Genomic DNA, 19,400 nt, shown 5'->3' with positions numbered 1-19,400 from the left:
ATTATTAAGGTATAATGATAGAAGTCCAATGGTTTGTAAAAACTAATGTTTCTCTTTAAAAAAAAATTAGAACACCTATTAGCCTTCTATTATTACCTTTTTTATTAGTAATTAAAAACACATTCTCAAATCAATACTTTTAATCTAAATTGCTTTCATTTTACACTTTATTCACTTAGTGTATGATACATTTTGGCAAAAGCTATTTCAAGAAAAATAGAAACCTCCATGTTCGTTTTACCCTCTTCTAGCATTGTTAAAATAGTATTTATGTGTCTATCCTTGAATTTATAAAAGTCTCCATCTTCTTTGTATAAATCTTCCTTCTTTAAGTTTTCTAACTGCTCTAACATATACTTATTTGCTTTGTATGCTGACTTTCTTTTGTTAAAAAACAATTGCATCTTTTTACTATCCTTCCTGCTTGATTTATTATACATTGATAAAGCTGTTTTATATTTTTGCTCTACCGACCATTCTACCCTTTTAGCATCACGGTACAACTTCTCAAGTCCTTTAAAAGCTAATTCATAATATGTATTTATATAGTCTTGATTATTATGCAAATGACTTAAATACTCAATTGCTTTTTTCCTATACTTATTTTTAGATTTTAGCTCAGCATCTTTTAACTCTTGTTCTAATACCAAAAGTTTATCTGCTATTTTATTTATTTTTTTTATCTCTTCAAATCTCTTTGCTTTCCCAACTATTAATACTTCTGGAGTTATTTCATGAGGCTCTCCTTTAAACATATGTTCTTTATAAGAAAAACTAAATACACCTCTAGTTCTTTCTTCTTTAGTCTTCTTTTTTGCAGATAAATCAAAAGCATAATTATAACCGAAAGTAACTGTTAAGTCTTGAGTATTCTTTAAAGAGGTATTTCTAAATAACTGAATAGCACTTAAGTTAAAATTATGCTTTTCTCTATACACATAATTTGTATTTAATCTAAAATTTGTGGCACTTGCTTTATTTGTTTTACTATTATTTTGGTTATAAGAAGTGCTAAATGTTGTGTTTAATTTCTCTTTTAGAAATTTTTTATTGACAGCAACTGTTGGTCCCCATGTATACGACTCATCTCTTCCTATGGTATTATAGGTAGTATTTAAAGCAGAGGTTATGTTTATTTTTCTTTGTGGTAATCCTAATGTATAAGAGGTATTAAAATTATGAAATGTTGAACCATTACCTATACGTACAATCCCATTTTCAGCATTTGCTACCGTTGCTAACGAATAATTTGTGTTTAAATTTTGTCTTCTATTTTTACTGTTTTCTAATATATAGCTCACATTAACATTGGCATTCTGAGAAAGCTGTTTATAATTGAATCGCTCAGCTTGATTATCTAATAAATTATCATCATTTATAATTTCAAACTGATCTAGTTTATTATTAGTGTAAGTAGAAAAGTTGGAGTAACTTCCTGTTATATTTACTTTTTTACTCATAGCAAATGTTGCGTTAACACTCCCAACTGTTCTACTAGTATTGGTCTCTTTTTGATTTGCTAAATCGTCTCGTTGGTACCCTATATTGAATCCTAAACTTATTTTATTATTAAATAAAGTAGTATTACCATTCAGTGTAATATTTTCAAAATCATTATTAAAATAATATGCTCCTAATGTTTGGTATCCTGGGTCTATACGCTCATACCCAACTCCAAATCTATATTTATCAAAGCTATATTCCATTTCTGTTTTAAATGCTTTGTAATGTTCTGTTGAAGCTCTATTGTTGAACAATAAACCTGCAACTCCGCTACTATGACTTACTTTTTCTGCTCTAAGATCTTGTGTAATAGCCGTTGAAGCGTATTCTCCTTTAAAACGAAGTCCATCTATTACAGTTACAGTTCCTGACATGCTTAGCACTAAATTTTCTTTAGGTAGCACCTTTTTTTCTTCTGGTACTGCACTTATTGAATTTATCTTGTCTTTTGCATAAAAACCAATTAACTCTAAACTATATTTTTCTTTTTTAAACCCTATTTTGGCCCCATACCCTATACGTTTAAAAGCAGGTTGTGTTCTGTTATCTTCAGAATCTTCTGTAGCTTTTAATAATCGCCCGTACATTGCTGAAAATGTAAAGCTTCCTTTTGGAGTTAAATCTACCCCTCCTCCAGTAAATTGATGACCTGCTAAGGTATATGGTGAAAAACTCATACTCACATCTCCAATATGAGCTTGTATCCATCTATATTTAGGGTGTAAACTCAAACGATTGAAACTAAACGGTAACTGATACTCTAAATCTCCTCCTTGATTCGAAAAACTATAGCTTACTGGAATTGAAAATTCATAAATATTAAAATTTAAGCTTCCTTGTAAAAAATAGGTAAATGGTGCTCTCGCGCTATTTTGGTTTGATGAATAAAACACTGAGTTAGCAGCAATATTTCCGCTAACTTTAAATGGTTTTCCTCTTCCTATATTTTCAAAATCTAATTGTTGCCCTACTATACTTTCAGCAAAAAATATGCTTAAAATAAACACTACTACTTTTAGTGTTTGCCCCCTCATTGTAATCATTAAAATATTCTTTTCTTTTTTATAACTGTTTTGCTAAACACTCTTCTGAGTCTTTAACTTTTACGTTGTATGCCCCTTTATTTAAATTACTTATTCTTGTTGTCTTTGCATTCGTAAACGGAAACCATGTTTCATTATCAGCATTATTTCCTGTATAATTAACCCAATTCGTGCCATTAAAAACTTGTATTACATCATCTTTTTTTAGTTGGTATAAAAATGTTCTACTACTTTCTCCTGTCGCACTAATATCTATATACCCATCATTTACCGTAAAACAATTTTGATCTGCTGAGCCTGTTACTTGGAAATCAACTTTTGCTGTTTCTTCAATAGTAAACTCTACAGGAACTAAATTTGACCAAGAAATGTCTTCGGGATTTATTCCAACTCCTTTTTTTCCTGTTTGATATTTAAGTTTGTAAGTTCCATGAGGTAAATTGTTTGCCCATTGATACCTATAGGTAGTTTCGTTTATTTTCTCTAGAGATTCTAAATCAAGTTTTTGATCTAAAATAATATCGTACTCTCCAGATTCTGTGTTCTGTTGATATATAATAACTGCCAACTTTTCTGTTGTGTATAAATCTCTTTTAAAGTCCAATGTTAGGCTTCCGTCTGCTTTATAATTACAACTTGGACTTTTAGACACTGGTGGGTTTTGTTTTAACTCTGGAGAAGAAGAAATAATGTTAAAATTAAAAATGTTAGTTGAAACCATTGGTTCTGATATTTCTAAAAGTCCTTTTTTTAACACTGAATTATCAAAAATAGCTTTTACTCTAAATGTTTTTCCTGCCTCTAAATTCTCATCAACCAATACTTCACCAACTGTAGCTTTCATAGGAAAGTTATGTTTAATACTTTCTGGAAAATCTTTAAATCCTTTGCCGTCATAATCATACTGCCATATAATTTCTGGTACTTTCACAACTTCATCTGTATTAAATGTGTTTTCTTTTGTTTTAAATAAAAAATCACTGAAAGCTCTGGAGTTATCAACTGGCTGCACATAGTGAGGCAACAACATTACAAAACAATTAACATAATCATTATTAATTTCTGAACGCGACTGTATTACTCTTTCCACAATACATCGTGTGTTTGAAGAAACTACTGCTAAATAATCATACTTACTTATATCTTCATTAGTCAAAAGGTAGCAATCAACCGGAAACGTAGTTTCACCTATCATTACTCCAACTGATGATCTTGAAGCTACATGTATTCCAACGGGAGTTGATGAGGTTTCTCCTCTGGGAGAAGTACTTAATCGAACACCATAGCCATGACGTGAATATAAATTTCGTATATCTATATAATCTACACTGGCAAGCCATACACTATATTCTTGCCCAAACCCCAAAAAACTATAAAATAATAGTAGTATAAATAATCTCTTTTTCATTTTTTTTAATTTTATCAAAACTACACAAAACACTATCTTAAGAAATGTAAGTTACTTACACCTCTTTAATAATACTATTAACCAATTGATCAGCCATTCTTGTTGTTTCTGGCAATCTATAATTAGGAGTTAATTTATTTAATAATTCCATAGCTGTATTTAAACTAACTTTATGACCAATTGAAATAAACATAGGCTTAATGTCTGTTTGAGTCCTTAAAACTGCACCTATGATATTATTATCCTCTTTTAAAAACTTATAACTACCTTTAATGCTACCTAACTCTTCTTTATTATAAACTCCTATCAATCTTTTTTTAGCACAACCAATTGTGGGTTTATCGAGCTCTATTCCCAGATGAGTAGCCATACCTATACCTTTTGGGTGTGCAATACCTTGAGCATCACAAACTATAATATCAGGCTTTATTTGCAACTTAAAGTAAGCTTCTTTTATTGCCGGTATTTCACGAAAAGAGAATAACCCAGGTACATATGGAAATTTAATTTTCATAATGTGAAATGCTTCATCAATGACTTCTAAGGTCTCAATATTTAAAACTACAACAGCCCCTACCATTAACTCTTTATCTTCATTATAAGCTACATCTACACCTGCAACGTATCTAATATTTTTTGGTAATTCATCAACCTTTATTACCTGCTCCTTCATTTTATCTTGCAACTCAATATACTCTGAATAATCACTATTATTTTCGACCATAATACTAAACTTCTGTTTCTATAAATACTATATGAGTTCTATTCTCTAAACTTTTACCCACTAAATTTTCTGCTAAAAGCAAAGGGTAAGGTAATAAGTCTTCATTATTTTCTATTTGTTGTAATTTATAAGACCATTTACATGCTGTTTCTAAACTAACTTTATGACCAATTGAAATGAAGATAGGTTTTTCATTAGTCTTTACCCTAAATGCATTACCTACTATTTTCCCTCTCCATACTATTTCTTTTGAACTCCCTGCTTCATTATCTAAATTTTCATAAATTCCCAAAACTCTATCACGAGCACAACCTATAGAAGGTAAGTCTAGTTCAACCCCCAAATGTGTTGCTAATCCAACATGCCTAGGATGTGCAATTCCATGACCTTTACATAAAATTAAATCAGGGCTAATAGTAATTTTTGCAAAGGCTTTTAATAGCATAGGAACTTCTCTGTAAGAGAATAAATCATTACAGTAGTTAAATAAAATATCTTGACTTACAATTTGTTCTTCAACAACCCTACATTTTTCTAAATCGTAAAGTACGACTGAACCTACCATTTTTAAATCAAGTTCATCATAACCTACATCTACTGCTGCTATATATCTTATTTCTGATTCTTTTAAACAATCTTTTTTTATAGTTCTTTTCTGAATCTCACTTTGAAGATTGTAATAAGGGATTATATTTCTATCGCCAGAATAACATGGTGCTGTATCGGGATCTTTAAAATCTTGCCATTCTTCGAACATCATCTTATCATTATAAATATTTATATCCACATTATGAATTAATGCTCCCATCTCATAGACTGAATAAGCTAATTCAGGTTTCTCTCTCCCATAACCAATTGAATATCCATTCTCTAACCAACCAGCATAAAAAGTTAAATAACTTATATATTTTTTATCTTCTCGTTTTGATATTATTAACTCTCTTTCTCCCTTGATATAATAACATTTTTTAAACCTGTAGAATCCATATTCTGTCTTAACTCTTTCAATTAAAACCCCAGAAAATAATTCTCCCTCTACTGTTAATTGTTCGTCTGTCTCGTTACCTTCTACAGGATATCTGTCCACTACATCTTTCCGCTTATACCAATAATATTGTATTTCTTCTTCCATCTTGTTCTTATTTACTTCCTATTACATTAACTCCTTGTGTTAAATAAAAACAACATGGACAACGTTGCATAATTTTTCCCTTTCTCGTTCTGACAATCATATCTATTTCTCCTAAACGACTTCTTGGAAATGTACCTCTTGCAAAACCCATTTCTTTTTCTAGTTTAAACAACAAAGCACTCAAACTTCTAATTTCTCCGTGTGCCCCAGCAAAATTAGCATTATGAATTTTTGCACTAAATTCAGATTTATTTGAAACAGAATTTACAATTCTTTTATCTATTAATTTTAAAAAACTCTCTTTATTATTCTTTAATCTATTGTTGTAATGTCTTCTCAAGAAATTAATATAATCAGCTTTCTGTTTAAAAATAGGGTGTATGCTATTATCAGTCTTACCTGAATAAAAATCGTCAAATAAAGTCCCCTTCTCCGGACTAATCTCTCCTTCTAAACTAACCTTATTATCAGCTCCTTCCCCTGGTTTATAGTTAGTCTTTACTTCAATTAAATGTTCATGATTTTTATGTTTTACAGCAACTTGAACCTTTTCTGTTTTACTCGGTTCATCTGCATTTCTAACTGCTTCGTAAAGTTTTTCTAAGTGAGCATTCCCCTGGACTGTACTTTCTATGCTATTTAAATCTTTATTAGAATAAATTTCATATCTTAAATTAGCTATTTCATCTCTATGGTTTAACCACCCCTTAAATACACTTTCATTTGCTAAATCAATTAAGGCTAACTCATCTAAGTCTTTAAAATCACTAACAAATTTTGTTTTCTGTGAACTAGTTAAGGTTTTAAACTTTCCTTTTAATTGAGTATTTAATTTATTAAAAAAATCTAATTGCTCTTTCCACTTAACATACCCCCCGACTCCTTTAATTTCATCTAAATTTTTAGATACTAAAGATAGTTCTTCTATATTATTTTTTAAATCGTTAGCTTCGGTATGTAAAATTTTATACGCTTCCTTTTTTTTAAGATTGTCCGTCTCAAAAAAATCTAAAAATCCATTTTCTCTTGCTTCTTTAGCATACAGATCGTTTTTTAAATCTTCAACCCAACACTGAGAAAAACTTGAATATGTAACTAATAAAAGTCCTACTATTAATAAAAGCTTTTTCATGATTTTTTAATTTTATCTATAATTTCATCTGTTAATAATGGTTTTTCCCATATTCCATGAATATAGGTAAGAAAAGGGTCTGTTTGATCTTTTGCTCTTTCTGGGTATGCTAATGGATATCTTATAAATGAAATAATTAAGTACTCATTATTATCATTGTCCTCTAGAAACTTAAAATTTATATATGGTTCATCATCTATATTTTTTTTTCCTATTTCATTATAATATTCTTTGGGTATTGAAAGTGATTTATTACCATCAGTTTCTTTACACATTAATCCATAATTATTAGCTAAAAACAACACTTCTTCTTCGTTAAATTTCAACTGTGAATAATAGTCATTTTGATATAAAACTCCACCATATACTTTTTCTTTAGATGGAATAGAATTATGGAATCTAAAATTAGATACTACAATTCTTTTCGAATCTGTGTTATTGAATTCTATACTAGGTCGTTCTAATTCTCTTCTTAAAACAGTTTCTCCTTTAAAAACTTTTTCTCTTGTATACGGATTCCAAGTGGAATAGAAAAATTTATCTATTAATTTCATTAATCACATTTTTTAAGATTCCCCATAATATCATCAACTTTTTTACTCACGTCTTCTGTAATCTTTTCCCATTTACCATTACGATAGATTGACTTTTGAACAATATCATATTTGTCTTTAAATCCATCACTATGAAACTTAATACCATCTATTTGTACTTGCATTGCCATTCCTTGAAGTTTATCTTCTGTTCTATTTTTCCATGGTATTGCTTCACCATACTTAAACGTTAATCCTTCAGGGTCTTTTACTCTAAACTTAATATACACTGTGCCTTCTTGAATATTATCTAAAAGAGCTCTAGAGTCATATGTATAAGGAATATCTATTTTATTATATTCCCCTTTAAATACAGGACTTGCAAATCCCCCTCCAAGAGTTTCTATACTTTGAACATCTCCATTTTCTAAAACCCTAGGAGTTTGGAATCTATCATATATCCCATCAAACTCTTTTCCTAAGGTGAAATCTATCTTTCCTTTAACGATATCTTCTCCATTTAATGTCTCTGGATTTTTTAAGAAACCATTAAAAGGCGGCCATGGTGTCTTATTATCTGCATCTAGGTTTACTTTATTTTGTTTCATATAGTTATACAACTCACTAACTCCACTATCACTATCTCCATCTATTTTTGTCCACAGTCTAAATACTTCTTCTTTTATTTTAGTATCAATTTCTGTAGGCCCCCACCATGTATTTTTTACGAATTCATCAAATTTAACCCCTTTATAGGATTTAGTGATATCAAAAACAGCATCTGCAGCATCAATCTTTTTTAATATTGAATTGATTTTTGCTTCATCAACAGTTTTACCAGCATCTTTTAATGCCTGAGATTCAATGATAATTGCTCTTTTTACCCCTTTTTTATTAACATCAGTTAATTTAGCTATCGTTTCTGGTTGTGCTTTTTCTATCTCTTCTAAAGCATTTTTAAAATCATTAAAGTTCTCTTCTAAAGAATTATTTAGTTTTTTAACAGAATTGGCTTTTGTTATGTTTGTCAAATCTGCTACTCCAAAAGCAATACTTAAGACATTCAATAGTTTAGATGCTTCTGGGTTTTCATTTTTAAGTACTTCGCTACTTATACTAGCCACTGAACTAGCTTTATCTAACAAGTAAAGTACCCTACCAACTTTATCTAGCTGGCCTCCAGGAATGGCCAACGTAGCTAAATCTACACTTAATTGTATTGCGTCACCCGTTGTTTGTAAAGCTTGAACATTATCATCATAATACAATACTATTGCTGGTAATGGTATTAATTTTTTAGTGTTATAGTCTCTTAAATTAGCTAGTGTAGATTGGTTACGATAATACATTAAATCGAACGGAGCCATGGTAAACTCATCCTTAGTATTATACATAAACCCTAAACTGTAGTTCTTCTCTACATTTATTTTTCCATTTGTTTTTTCATAATCTGCATCATATTTAGTATATGATTTTGCAGGACTAAAACTACTAAATAATACAGGGTTATTTATTTTTAACTGATTCCAAGATCTCTCATAAATACTCTGATAATCTCCTACAATTTCTCTTCTTTTTAATTCTCTTAATGCTATAGAATTTCCATTTTCTTTCCATTCATCCCAATTTTTAAATTTCTGAAGTTCATTTTTATACCTTTGAGATTTATAATAGTGATTTGTTAAAATTCTAATGAAATTTCTTCGGTTGTCTTTATTCCAGAAGAAAGTTGCATCATCTAATTTATGAAAAGCAAAGTGCCATAAATGGTCTTTATCCACCTTATTATTAACTCCTTCTTCAAGGTAATTAATTAAGTTATCTATTTCTTTATCAGAAACAAACTTAACTAATCTAAGAATTTCGTTTTCGTATCTATCAATGCTTGTAATATTTTTTACCAGTGAGCTAAAAATATATTTATTATCCTCTTGACCTAATAATATTTTAAAAGCTACTTTTCTATCATTCATCTCAATGTTACCAATCTGTTCAGATGATAATTTTGAGATTATCTTGTACAAATCATATACATAAGCTTTTACCACACTAATACCTTTATTGTGGTTTCTTACTATGTTATAAAACTCTTCAAGTGCCCCTTTAGACTCAGATTTCATTAGGTTAATTACAGGTATATAACCATCTAATAAACTCTGTAAGTCATTATCTTTAAAAACTACTGAATAATCTTTATTAAAATGTTTTTTTACAGCCTTTTTAAATATTTCTGGTTGAGCATTGTTTAATATTCCATATTTAATAACTATTGCATGTCTTTGAGTCCAACTCCCTTCTTTTATCACTTCATTCATCAAGTTTACATTTAGCTCATATTGATGAGGAAAAGCTTTAGAGGTATAAGCGTAATGTTTTGATTTTTCTATTTCTGCTCCATAAATTTTTTGAATTTTATCATAGTTTTTTATCAAATTAAATGAGTTACCTTCAACAAACTCAAGCTCAATTTTTCTTTTATTAAGTGAATACCCATAACTACCTCCTGTTACTATTCCTTTTGTATAGATATTTTTATAAAAAGGAGTTAACATAATTACACTCCCTGAATATTTATTATACTTTTCACCTTTATATTCAAATCCTTTGTATGTAAAAGTTAAATCGTCAATGACTATACTTTGGCTTTCTTCAGCTTTTCTACTAACATCTACTCTATATTTTTTTTCGCCTATTTTGAAACTTATTAAAGCGCCAGCTGGATAATCAATAAATGTTTCCATTTTGTCTAAACCTGTAGAAAACATAAAATCACTTGCCGTATTTGGTAGTGTTATATAACTACCATTAAGCGTCATAAAAGTATAAGTCCCATCAGGATTTTTAAATTCTTCTGGTATCGATTTAACTTTTGTGCTCTCCCCAGTTTCATCTCCTTGGAACCAATATAACTGTATACCCGGTGCATGTAGTTTTTGCCAATCCATATGGCTAAAAGCTATACCTGTTCCATAACTCATTAAGTAATGGTTTTCATTACGATCTTCTTCGGCATCGTACTGATCAAACGGATGCTTTAACCCAAAAATCCCATGCCCTAATTCGTGTGCTGCAACACGACCTGCATCTTGCTGTGTAAACACAAAACCAAACTGACGCTTTAACGGCATAAAGCCATCTAAATCTTTAGATAAGGTTGTTATCTCTTTATCTAAAAAGAACATATAGTATTGATCCTTGGCTATGGTTCTTCCATTTTTAAAAGTACTTATAATACTTTTTTCTCCTTCAGTATAATTAGATAACATATCGCTATCACCTACATCTAAACTACCTAAGTTAAGATTGATACTTTCTGTCTTAATATTAAAATGTATCCCTGCTTTATTGTATATTTCGTTAATTCTATCTCCTACATTACTAACTGAAGCTCCATCTACAGAAACTAAGGTTAAATTAATGGTTTGTTGTTGGGCATGCCATACATTCAGTTTTCCTGCAACCGTAAATTTCCCTGTAGAATCTTTAGGTTTTACCGTAGCTAAAATTTCTTCTTTTGCAAACTCAAATTTTCTTTGTAATGGTAAAGTAGCCTCGTTACCCGACCAAGTTGGATTTATTGCTGTTCCTTCTTTCGTTTTAAAAACAATATCATTTTTAGTTTTTCCATTACTAAAGTTTACAGTAGCTTTTATAATATCTGTTTTATGTTCTGGTAAGTCGCTCAACAACTTATATAAAACTGAATAGTCTTTGTTATCATGTGTCTTGATAAATTCATATTCACTTTTATACTTGTCTGATTGTATATGGTCTTGATAAGTGTCTGTTCCGTAATATCCTGATGGAGTAAATGTTACTCGAACATCTTTAGAAGAAATTTGTTTTACATTTCCAGCACTTGAAATTCCTTCTGTATTATCTGCTGTAGGTGTGCCTCCTTCAGCAGCTTTACCTTCGGTTACTTTACCATCTTCGTGTACTGTCCATTGATCTCCATTTTTATCTGTGATTGTAACAGGTTTTCCTGTTTCAATTGGTATTGGATCTCCTTCTTCAGGTATAATTACTACGTTTCCGTTTTCATCAACTTTTACATCCTTTATATCTGTATTGGTTGCATCAAAATTTTCTATATTTCCTCTATCTCCACCAATGTCATCTATAATTTCATCAGTATCTATAATCCCTCCCCATTCAGGATCATAATCAGTTTCTACAACCCCTTCTATAAGCTCATAACTACTGTTTACCTGAACGTTTTCAAATACTACTTTAATACGTGTGTATTTACCTATATTAACTTTTCCTCCTGTGGCTATGTTTGCTGCATCAATAATTTCTTTTAAATTTTCTAAGAAAGGAAGTGTAATATACCCCCAACCGCTAAACGTACCATTACTTCCTGTTACTTCACGTGTAGTTACAGGAAAGTCTCCTGCAGTGAAAGTTTCATTGATACCTAATTTTGGTAAAAGCTCTTTGTTTGTAATATTAATTTGTGGGGTTAATCCACAATTGTAATATGCAGCTTCATCGTTACTTGGTGTGGTAAACTCTTGAATATTTGAATAGGCAAATCCTGATAACTGAGTACACTCTCCTCCTACACGAAATTCGTACACGGTAGCAGGTTCTAAATTGCGTATTTTACCTTCATTGGTATAGCTATTTACCTCAAACCAATCATCATCTCCAAATCCTTTTTTACGATACTGAATTCTATAGCGTAAATGTTCTGAACTTTGCCAATTCACCTGCACTGACTCTGCTGTTAATGCTTGTGAAATAACAAAGCTTGGTGGTTGACAATCTTCTAAATATTTAAACCAAAAAATTTCACTATTTCCATCATTTTTAAATACAGAGGTTTCATTAATTCCGTCACTTACAAAAGCACGAACTTGCCATCCGTAAATTTTCCCCGATAATAGTTGTGGAGCTTCGGGTCCTACTAATAATGTTGTACTATACGTAGTTGTTTGATAAAACGGAACTGATGCTAAAAAGTTAGCTTGCGGATTTTGTACATCCCACAGTTCTTTTAACGTAAACTCATACTGTACATTGCTTACATTACTATGGCGAGGAGTCCAAGTAAATAATATATTTTGCGGATTGGTTGCGTTTACAATGTTATCTTTAAACGGTAAATTTAAGATAGGTGGATCGTTTTGTAATAAATATACTGTGGTACAACTTTTAGCCGATAATTTTCTATTAGTAAAATAATCGTATACTTCAAAACAAAAATCATATCCTCCATTCGGTAACGGTGCATTGTACTGCCCTGGCGTGATTCCTACTAAATTATTTAATTGAAAATAAGCCTGTAAATCTAAGTTAGAGAGTCTTAAATTTATTCCTCCATCAACATATATAGGTGTTTCTCCTGCAATTACATCTTGTGTAGTAATAGAAAGCCCTTGTCCTTCTATATACATTTTTAATCGTATCCTACGCCCTACTTCATTTACATCGGTTAATAAGATGTTTGTATATAATTTTTCACTCGTCGTTGTAGCATAGTCTGACATTTTTAAACTATACGGAGGTATTAACTGTGGAGTAACTTGTACGGGATAGGTTTGCGAATATAGTACCGTACTTATAAATACAGTAAAAAGTACCGCTATTTTCTTAAATATATTGCTATCGTTTGGCTTGATTTTCATCTGCTTTTTCTTATTTAGCTTCTTTTTGAACTTTTATATCAACTACTATGTGTGAGTTTGTACTGTCTTTTACAAACTGTTTTATCTTTATAGCTCCTTTTCGGTTATCTGAAGTTTTAAAAGGTATAATTCTTGGTGTTATGGTGTCGTTAAACTCTTTTAACCCTTCGTTGGTTTCATTTATTATTAACCCTACTAGTAACTCATCGTTTGTCATACTATTAAAATCTGTAACCGACAATGAAGTACTACAACTACACGATTCCTGTTTATTAATCAATTGGGTTGTTTGTGCATTAGGAATAGAAGAAAAAGCTACAGTTGAAGCTTGATCTGGGCTTACAAATTTATTGTATGAAAAGGATTCATTTAATCCGAAAAAAACAAGATCTATATCCTTTCCTGTCTCATTAGTAACTTCATTGTTCGTATATACTTTTCTTGTTTTGGTTGAAAAGAAAGCTCCAATAACATTCTCTTTATGAGCTGTATTAATTCCTAATTTTACGTTTTCAAAACTTCTTAAGTTGGTATTTCCATAAACCACTATTGTTTTTGAAAACACTTTCTCTTCTTTTCCATTACTTGCTCTTAACTGTAATGTATGCGTTCCTGGTGTTTGAATTTCTATTTCTGGATTTTCTTCTAAACTACTTGTTATAGTGGCTCCTTCAAAAGTCCAATTGTAATTTGTTGCACTTACACTTTTATTAGTCAGCGTAACTTTTACCGGAACTTGATAATCATCATCTTCAAAAGCTACCGCATAGTCAAAATTGGCTACTAAATAAGGGGCGACTTCTATCTTTTTTTCTTGCGTATAGATTTCTTCACCATTACTTACTTTTAATCTTATTGTATGCTCTCCTGAAGTAGAAAAAACTACATTTTGTGGATGCTCTTCTGTTGATGTTTCTGGTATACCGCCTTCAAAAAACCACTCAAAGGTTGTAGCTCCTACTGTTTTATTAGTAATTTTTACTTCAACTGGTGAGTAATTATTTTCTAACACTTCAACATCAAAATTTGTTAGAACAGTTGGTTTAACTGTTACTTTTTGAGTTTTCACATCTACACTCCCATCTCTATTAGAAGCTTCTAAAGTAATAAGGTATTCTCCTTCTGTATTATACGTTATAACACCTGGATTTCTACTTGACGAGCTATTGGGTTCTCCTCCTTCAAAAGTCCATTTATAAGTATCTGCTCCTTCTGTATCGTTAGTGATTTTCACCTTTACAGGAACTGTATAATCCTGGTTCACAATTTCGGTACTAAAATCAACAGTAACAGGTAATGCCACTTCATTAACACAAGCATATAAACCTAATAGCATTATTATAAAAAATAAAACCTTTCTCATTACTCAATAATTACTTTTTGTATTCTTTTTGCTTTTGGGGTTTCTAATAGTAATACATATACCCCTGCTGATACATTCATATCATACAATACTTCATATTCTTTTTGCCCTTTTAGTAGTTTATCTGCTACAACTGAATTTGCTCCTAAACTAAAAAGACGTAAAGAAATTTCTGATTCCTTTTCTAACTCTACGTCAACAGTAAATTTTCCTTTATTAGGGTTTGAATAGACTACAAACTCTTTTACAAATGGATTCTTCGTTTCTCCTATGTCTGTTAAGTCTCTTGCTTTTAAAACATTTACTGTTTTTGTTGCTACTTTTTTACAATTTCCTTCATTCGAAATTAGAGATATATCATAATTTCCTGGAGCTGGAAAACGTAAAACCAAACCTTCATCAGTTTTTTGAACTATGGTTACATTTGAAGGAATTTCCCACTCAACTGTTTCACTAATAGGGTTAGACACATTAATTAATATAATGTCTTCGCCTACAAAAGCTTGTGACGTTAATATCAATTGAGCATCTATAACAGTGTTTGACTTATATATAATTATTTCTTTAGATACTTTACATCCATCAACAGTTGTTACTGTTAATGTATAAACTCCTTCTTCAGATAATAACACAACACTCTCATTGCTTGTAAAACCATTTGTTGAAGTCCATGCATATTCTGATATTCCATCCATGGTTACATCATACTCTATAGTTTCTCCATAACAAAGAGTTACTTCACTTGGAACAACATCAAAAATTAACTCTTCTGCATTTTTAACTAAAATTTCTTTCGTTGTCTGACAACCTTTTTGGTCAGTAACCATAACAGTATACATTCCTGCACATAGTCCTGTTACATTATTTCCTGTTTGTCCTGTATTCCATGTTACATTATATGGAGCAATACCTCCTTCAATATTTAAGTCTATTTCTCCTGTACAACTATTATAACATACAACATCTTTTACAGTTTCTGTAATTGTTAATGAGCTTGCTTTTTCTACTGTAAAACTGCCTGTAGTTTGACAACCATTTGCATCGGTAACTAAAACGAAATAACTTCCTGCTGCAACAGTAATTTCTGCTGTTGTTTCACCTGAACTCCATGAATAAGAATAAGGTGGTGTTCCTCCTACTACATTTAAACTTATTACTCCATCATCATTACCAGAACAAGTTACGTTTGACACATCACCTGCAACTTCTAGTACTTCAGGCTGTACTACTGTGAAAATTTCACTAGTATCTTCAATACCCTTTAAATCTGTTACTTTTACAAAGTATCTTCCTGATGGTAAATTGTAAATAATTTGAGAGTTTCCTATGTTATTTCCTGTTGCCGCATCATACCAAGTATAACTATTTCCTCCAACACCACCAATTGCTACCGCTTTTAACACCCCCGATTCATCTCCATTACATTTAATCGTTTCAACCTGTTCAATTGTTACTACTAATGGATCCGGTTCATCTAAGTTATAAACTTCATTTAACTCACATCCTTTAGTATCTACCACTTTTAAATAATACTTTCCTTTAGGTACATTATTTATTGAGGCAGTATTGCTTATACTATTAGTTGCTTCATCTTTCCACTCATATGTAAACGGTGCTAATCCTCCTTCAATATCTATCGATATGTTTCCATCTGATAATCCTGCTCCACTAGGTTCTTCAAAAGTTGTTACTAATACTCTGTATATACTCGGTTGCGTTATTGTTATTGTTTCTTTTAACTCACATCCATTTTCATCTTTTACAGTTACAGTATACACTCCTTTTGGTAAAGCAGTAATGTCTTCTGTTTTTTCACCATTACTCCATTCGTAAGTATACACTCCTGTACCTCCTGTAACAGAAATATCAATGCTTCCATCATTACCATTGTAACAGGTTACTTCTGTTTTTGTAAAAGTGATTGCAAGGGGTGGATTTTCTGTTAACTCTTGTTCTTTGTAAGTTGTATTTCCGTTAGAGTCGGTAACTACCAATCTATACGTTCCTACTAAAGCTGTTAAAGAAACTTCAGTACCTATAACTTTCGTTAAATCACTACTATTATACCATTGATAGTTATAGTCTTCACCTGATAATACATATCCTCCAATTACTGTTGAACCAATCGTTCCTGTTTCTCCGTTACAAGCTATTGGTTTTGTAACTGCTAAGTTTAGTTCTAATTTGTCAGGTTGAATAAGTGTAAATTCTTTTTCTACTGAACAGTTATTAGCATCAAGAATGGTCATGACATAAGTAGCTGCGTCCAATCCTGTTGGATTGCTTAGATTACTGATAACTGTTGTATTTCCTTTTACTCTTAATTCATAGGTATAAGGAGCAGTTCCTCCTGATACTTCTTCAATATTAATTTCACCGTTTGTCGTTTCAAAACCAGTTAAGTTTTTTTGAGAATCTGTAACTATTGTTAAAGGTGCAGCTGGTTGGTTTACTGTTATTATTTTTTCTATAGGCGGATTTGGACAATTATTGGTATCTGTAATTACCACTTTATAATCTCCAACACTAAGGTTTAATATGTTTTTTTCTGTTCCTATTACAGTACTATTTCCAACTTTATACCATTTATAAATGTAAGTATCTGTACCTCCAATTACATCTACATCTATACTTCCTGTTGAATCTCCATAACAAGCAATATGACTTACAGTAACATTACTAATTTCAACTTTAGTTGGATTTACTACAATACCTTCACTATACGATTTTATATTATTACTATCTGTTATTTCTACACCATAATCTCCTGCTGATAAACCTCCTACTGTTGTATTAGTTGCTCCTGAAATAAATACTTTTCCTCCACTACTATCTATTTCGTACCAATGATATGTATATGGAGCAACTCCCCCTTTTACAGCTACCTCCAATTTACCATCGGTATCTCCATTACAATACAACTCTCCATCACTTGGGATAGTTATAGTTCCTATAAGTTTATCAGGTTGTGTAAGTATTTGATATAATTCATCTGTACATCCGTTTGCATCAGTTACTAATACCCTATATGTACCATCTCCAATATTTGAAATATTTTGTAAAGTTCCTACTTCATTATCTGCTTCGTTCAACCATTTGAAGGAATATGGCGGAGTTCCTCCTGATACAGAAATAGTAATACTTCCATCTTCACTTTCAAAGGCCAACGGGTCTTCGTGACTTACATAAGAAACACTCAAACTTTCCAAAGGTTCAGTTACATTATATGTTTTTTCTAAAGTACAGTCATTTGCATCCGTTATAGTTACCGTATATGAACCAATTGATAATCCCGATAAATCTTTTATAGTAACTCCGTTTGACCATGCATAGGTGTATGGTGAAGTTCCTCCATCAACAGTTAAAGTTATCGCTCCGTCATTACCTCCTTTACAAGCAACATTTTTTATATTTTCTCCTATTGACAAAGGTGCTGCTGGTTGTGAAATGATTATGCTTTTTGAATACTTATCTTCTACAACACTACCATTATAAATTACTGATACATATACTCTATATTCTCCTGCTGGTAAACTATCTATTACAGGAGCTGTTCCTGATATAGAAACCCATGAAGCTCCCTCTTTTTTTTCCCATGCATACGTATAAGTTGAACTAGCTCCTCCTGAAGCATTAGCATCAATGCTTCCTGTTGCTTCCCCAAAACATTTTACATGTGTTATTATAGGATCAATTTTTAATTCTGCAGGTTCCGTTAATGTCACCGAAAAAGGTGTTTTTTGATTATTACAACCGTTTGCATCGGTTACAATTACGTTATAAGTTCCAGCACCTAAATTAGACACATCTTTTTTATCAGAGAAACTAGTTTTGCTTCCATCTTTAAACCATTGATACTTATACGGTGCTGTACCTCCTGTTACAGAAATATTAATAAAACCATTAGTTCCGTTTTTCTTAGTTGGATTCCCATCACTTGCTTTATCTACAGTAAGAGTTTCTGAAGGTTCTGTAATAATTTTTGTTATCTCACTAGATTTACATCCATTTGCATCAACTACTTTTATAAAATAGCTGTTTGCTGTTAATCCCGTAACTGTTTTGGTGTTGCTAAAAGTTCCTGATTGAGTAATATTATCCACAGAAAGTGTGTAAGGAGGAGTTCCTCCACTCATTGACACAGTGAAACTTCCGTTATTTTCACCTCTACAAGATACATTAGTGAAAGATGTCACCATAGGGGTAGCCAATGCTTTGGGTTCTGATAATGTTACGGTTGTTGTTTTGGTGACATTATACTTATCTTTAACCTCTATCTTATAGTTTCCTGCTGAATAACCTTCAAAACTAATAGGCTCACCTTCAAGCTTAGAATATGTAACTTCTTTAGAACTAAGCACAGTACTGCTTCCTTCTTTATATAAATTAACTTCATAAGTACCGTTACTTCTGGGTAGTCCTCCTTTAACACTTGCGGTTATAGTACCTTTTTCTCCATAACATTTTATGTACTGTATATCTGATGCATCAATAACTAAAAGTTCTGGGTTTGATAACGTAATTGTTTTGATGACTCTATTACATTCATTACTTGTTGTAGTATACTTGCTATCTCTGAGTTCTACTTTATAGGTTCCAAAACCTAAACTTGAAACTGTCGTTGGTCCTGATATTGCAGTTCCTCCCGAATTAACAAGTACATCATTTTTATACAAAAAATAGTTGTAATCTGACCAACCTCCTGAGGGTTGTATTTGAATTTCCCCTGTTTCGGTTCCATTCTCTTTAATCTCCTGATTTACATCTAAAACCATATTTAAATAGTCATTAGGTCCCTCAATGGTTACCGTCTCTACTTTATCATCTGGTTCCTGTGCCCAAGAATTTATTCCTAACAATAAAAACACAGCTAGTACTAATAGCTTTTTTACCTCCATAATATTTAATAAACTATTTTTTTTCATACAA

General features: G+C 31.3%; 9 protein-coding genes. All 9 read right to left on the bottom strand.

Going from position 1 to position 19,400, the window contains the following annotated elements; genetic code table 11:
- Positions 1-167: 167 nt before the first annotated feature.
- Genes VCM48_RS01140 through VCM48_RS01100 form a run of 9 tightly spaced genes read right to left on the bottom strand, consistent with a single transcriptional unit; the run spans position 168 to position 19,396 of the window.
- Complete coding sequence (locus VCM48_RS01140) at positions 168-2,546, bottom strand: TonB-dependent receptor (protein ID WP_482271302.1); 2,379 nt, start codon at positions 2,544-2,546, stop codon at positions 168-170.
- Between the two features lie 19 nt (positions 2,547-2,565).
- Positions 2,566-3,954 (bottom strand): hypothetical protein, encoded by a 1,389-nt coding sequence (locus tag VCM48_RS01135; RefSeq protein ID WP_482271301.1) that lies wholly within the window; start codon positions 3,952-3,954, stop codon positions 2,566-2,568.
- 55 nt (positions 3,955-4,009) lie between these two features.
- Positions 4,010-4,678, bottom strand: coding sequence for a deoxyribonuclease V (gene nfi / locus VCM48_RS01130; RefSeq protein ID WP_482271300.1), 669 nt, complete (start codon positions 4,676-4,678; stop codon positions 4,010-4,012).
- 4 nt (positions 4,679-4,682) lie between these two features.
- Positions 4,683-5,810: an endonuclease V gene (locus VCM48_RS01125; protein WP_482271299.1), complete on the bottom strand. Its 1,128-nt coding sequence runs from the start codon at positions 5,808-5,810 to the stop codon at positions 4,683-4,685.
- A 7-nt stretch (positions 5,811-5,817) separates the two neighbouring features.
- Positions 5,818-6,942, bottom strand: a complete 1,125-nt coding sequence (locus VCM48_RS01120) for a hypothetical protein (protein ID WP_482271298.1) — start codon at positions 6,940-6,942, stop codon at positions 5,818-5,820.
- Entirely contained in the window at positions 6,939-7,496 is a 558-nt protein-coding gene (locus tag VCM48_RS01115) for a hypothetical protein (protein WP_482271297.1), read from the bottom strand. The genes VCM48_RS01120 and VCM48_RS01115 overlap by 4 nt, the downstream gene beginning before the upstream one ends.
- Positions 7,496-13,108, bottom strand: coding sequence for a fibronectin type III domain-containing protein (locus VCM48_RS01110; RefSeq protein ID WP_482271296.1), 5,613 nt, complete (start codon positions 13,106-13,108; stop codon positions 7,496-7,498). The genes VCM48_RS01115 and VCM48_RS01110 overlap by 1 nt, the downstream gene beginning before the upstream one ends.
- Positions 13,109-13,118: 10 nt before the next feature.
- Positions 13,119-14,471 carry a PKD domain-containing protein gene (locus tag VCM48_RS01105; protein WP_482271295.1) on the bottom strand — a complete coding sequence of 451 codons (1,353 nt, stop codon included), beginning with the start codon at positions 14,469-14,471 and terminating at the stop codon, positions 13,119-13,121.
- A complete protein-coding gene (locus VCM48_RS01100; RefSeq protein WP_482271294.1) occupies positions 14,471-19,396 on the bottom strand; it encodes a hypothetical protein in 4,926 nt (1,641 codons plus the stop codon). Before VCM48_RS01100 ends, VCM48_RS01105 begins: the two co-directional genes overlap by 1 nt.
- Positions 19,397-19,400 lie beyond the last annotated feature (4 nt).

This window comes from Tenacibaculum sp. DPLXC6, assembly GCF_056815515.1.
This window is presented reverse-complemented; position numbering and strand designations above follow the sequence as displayed.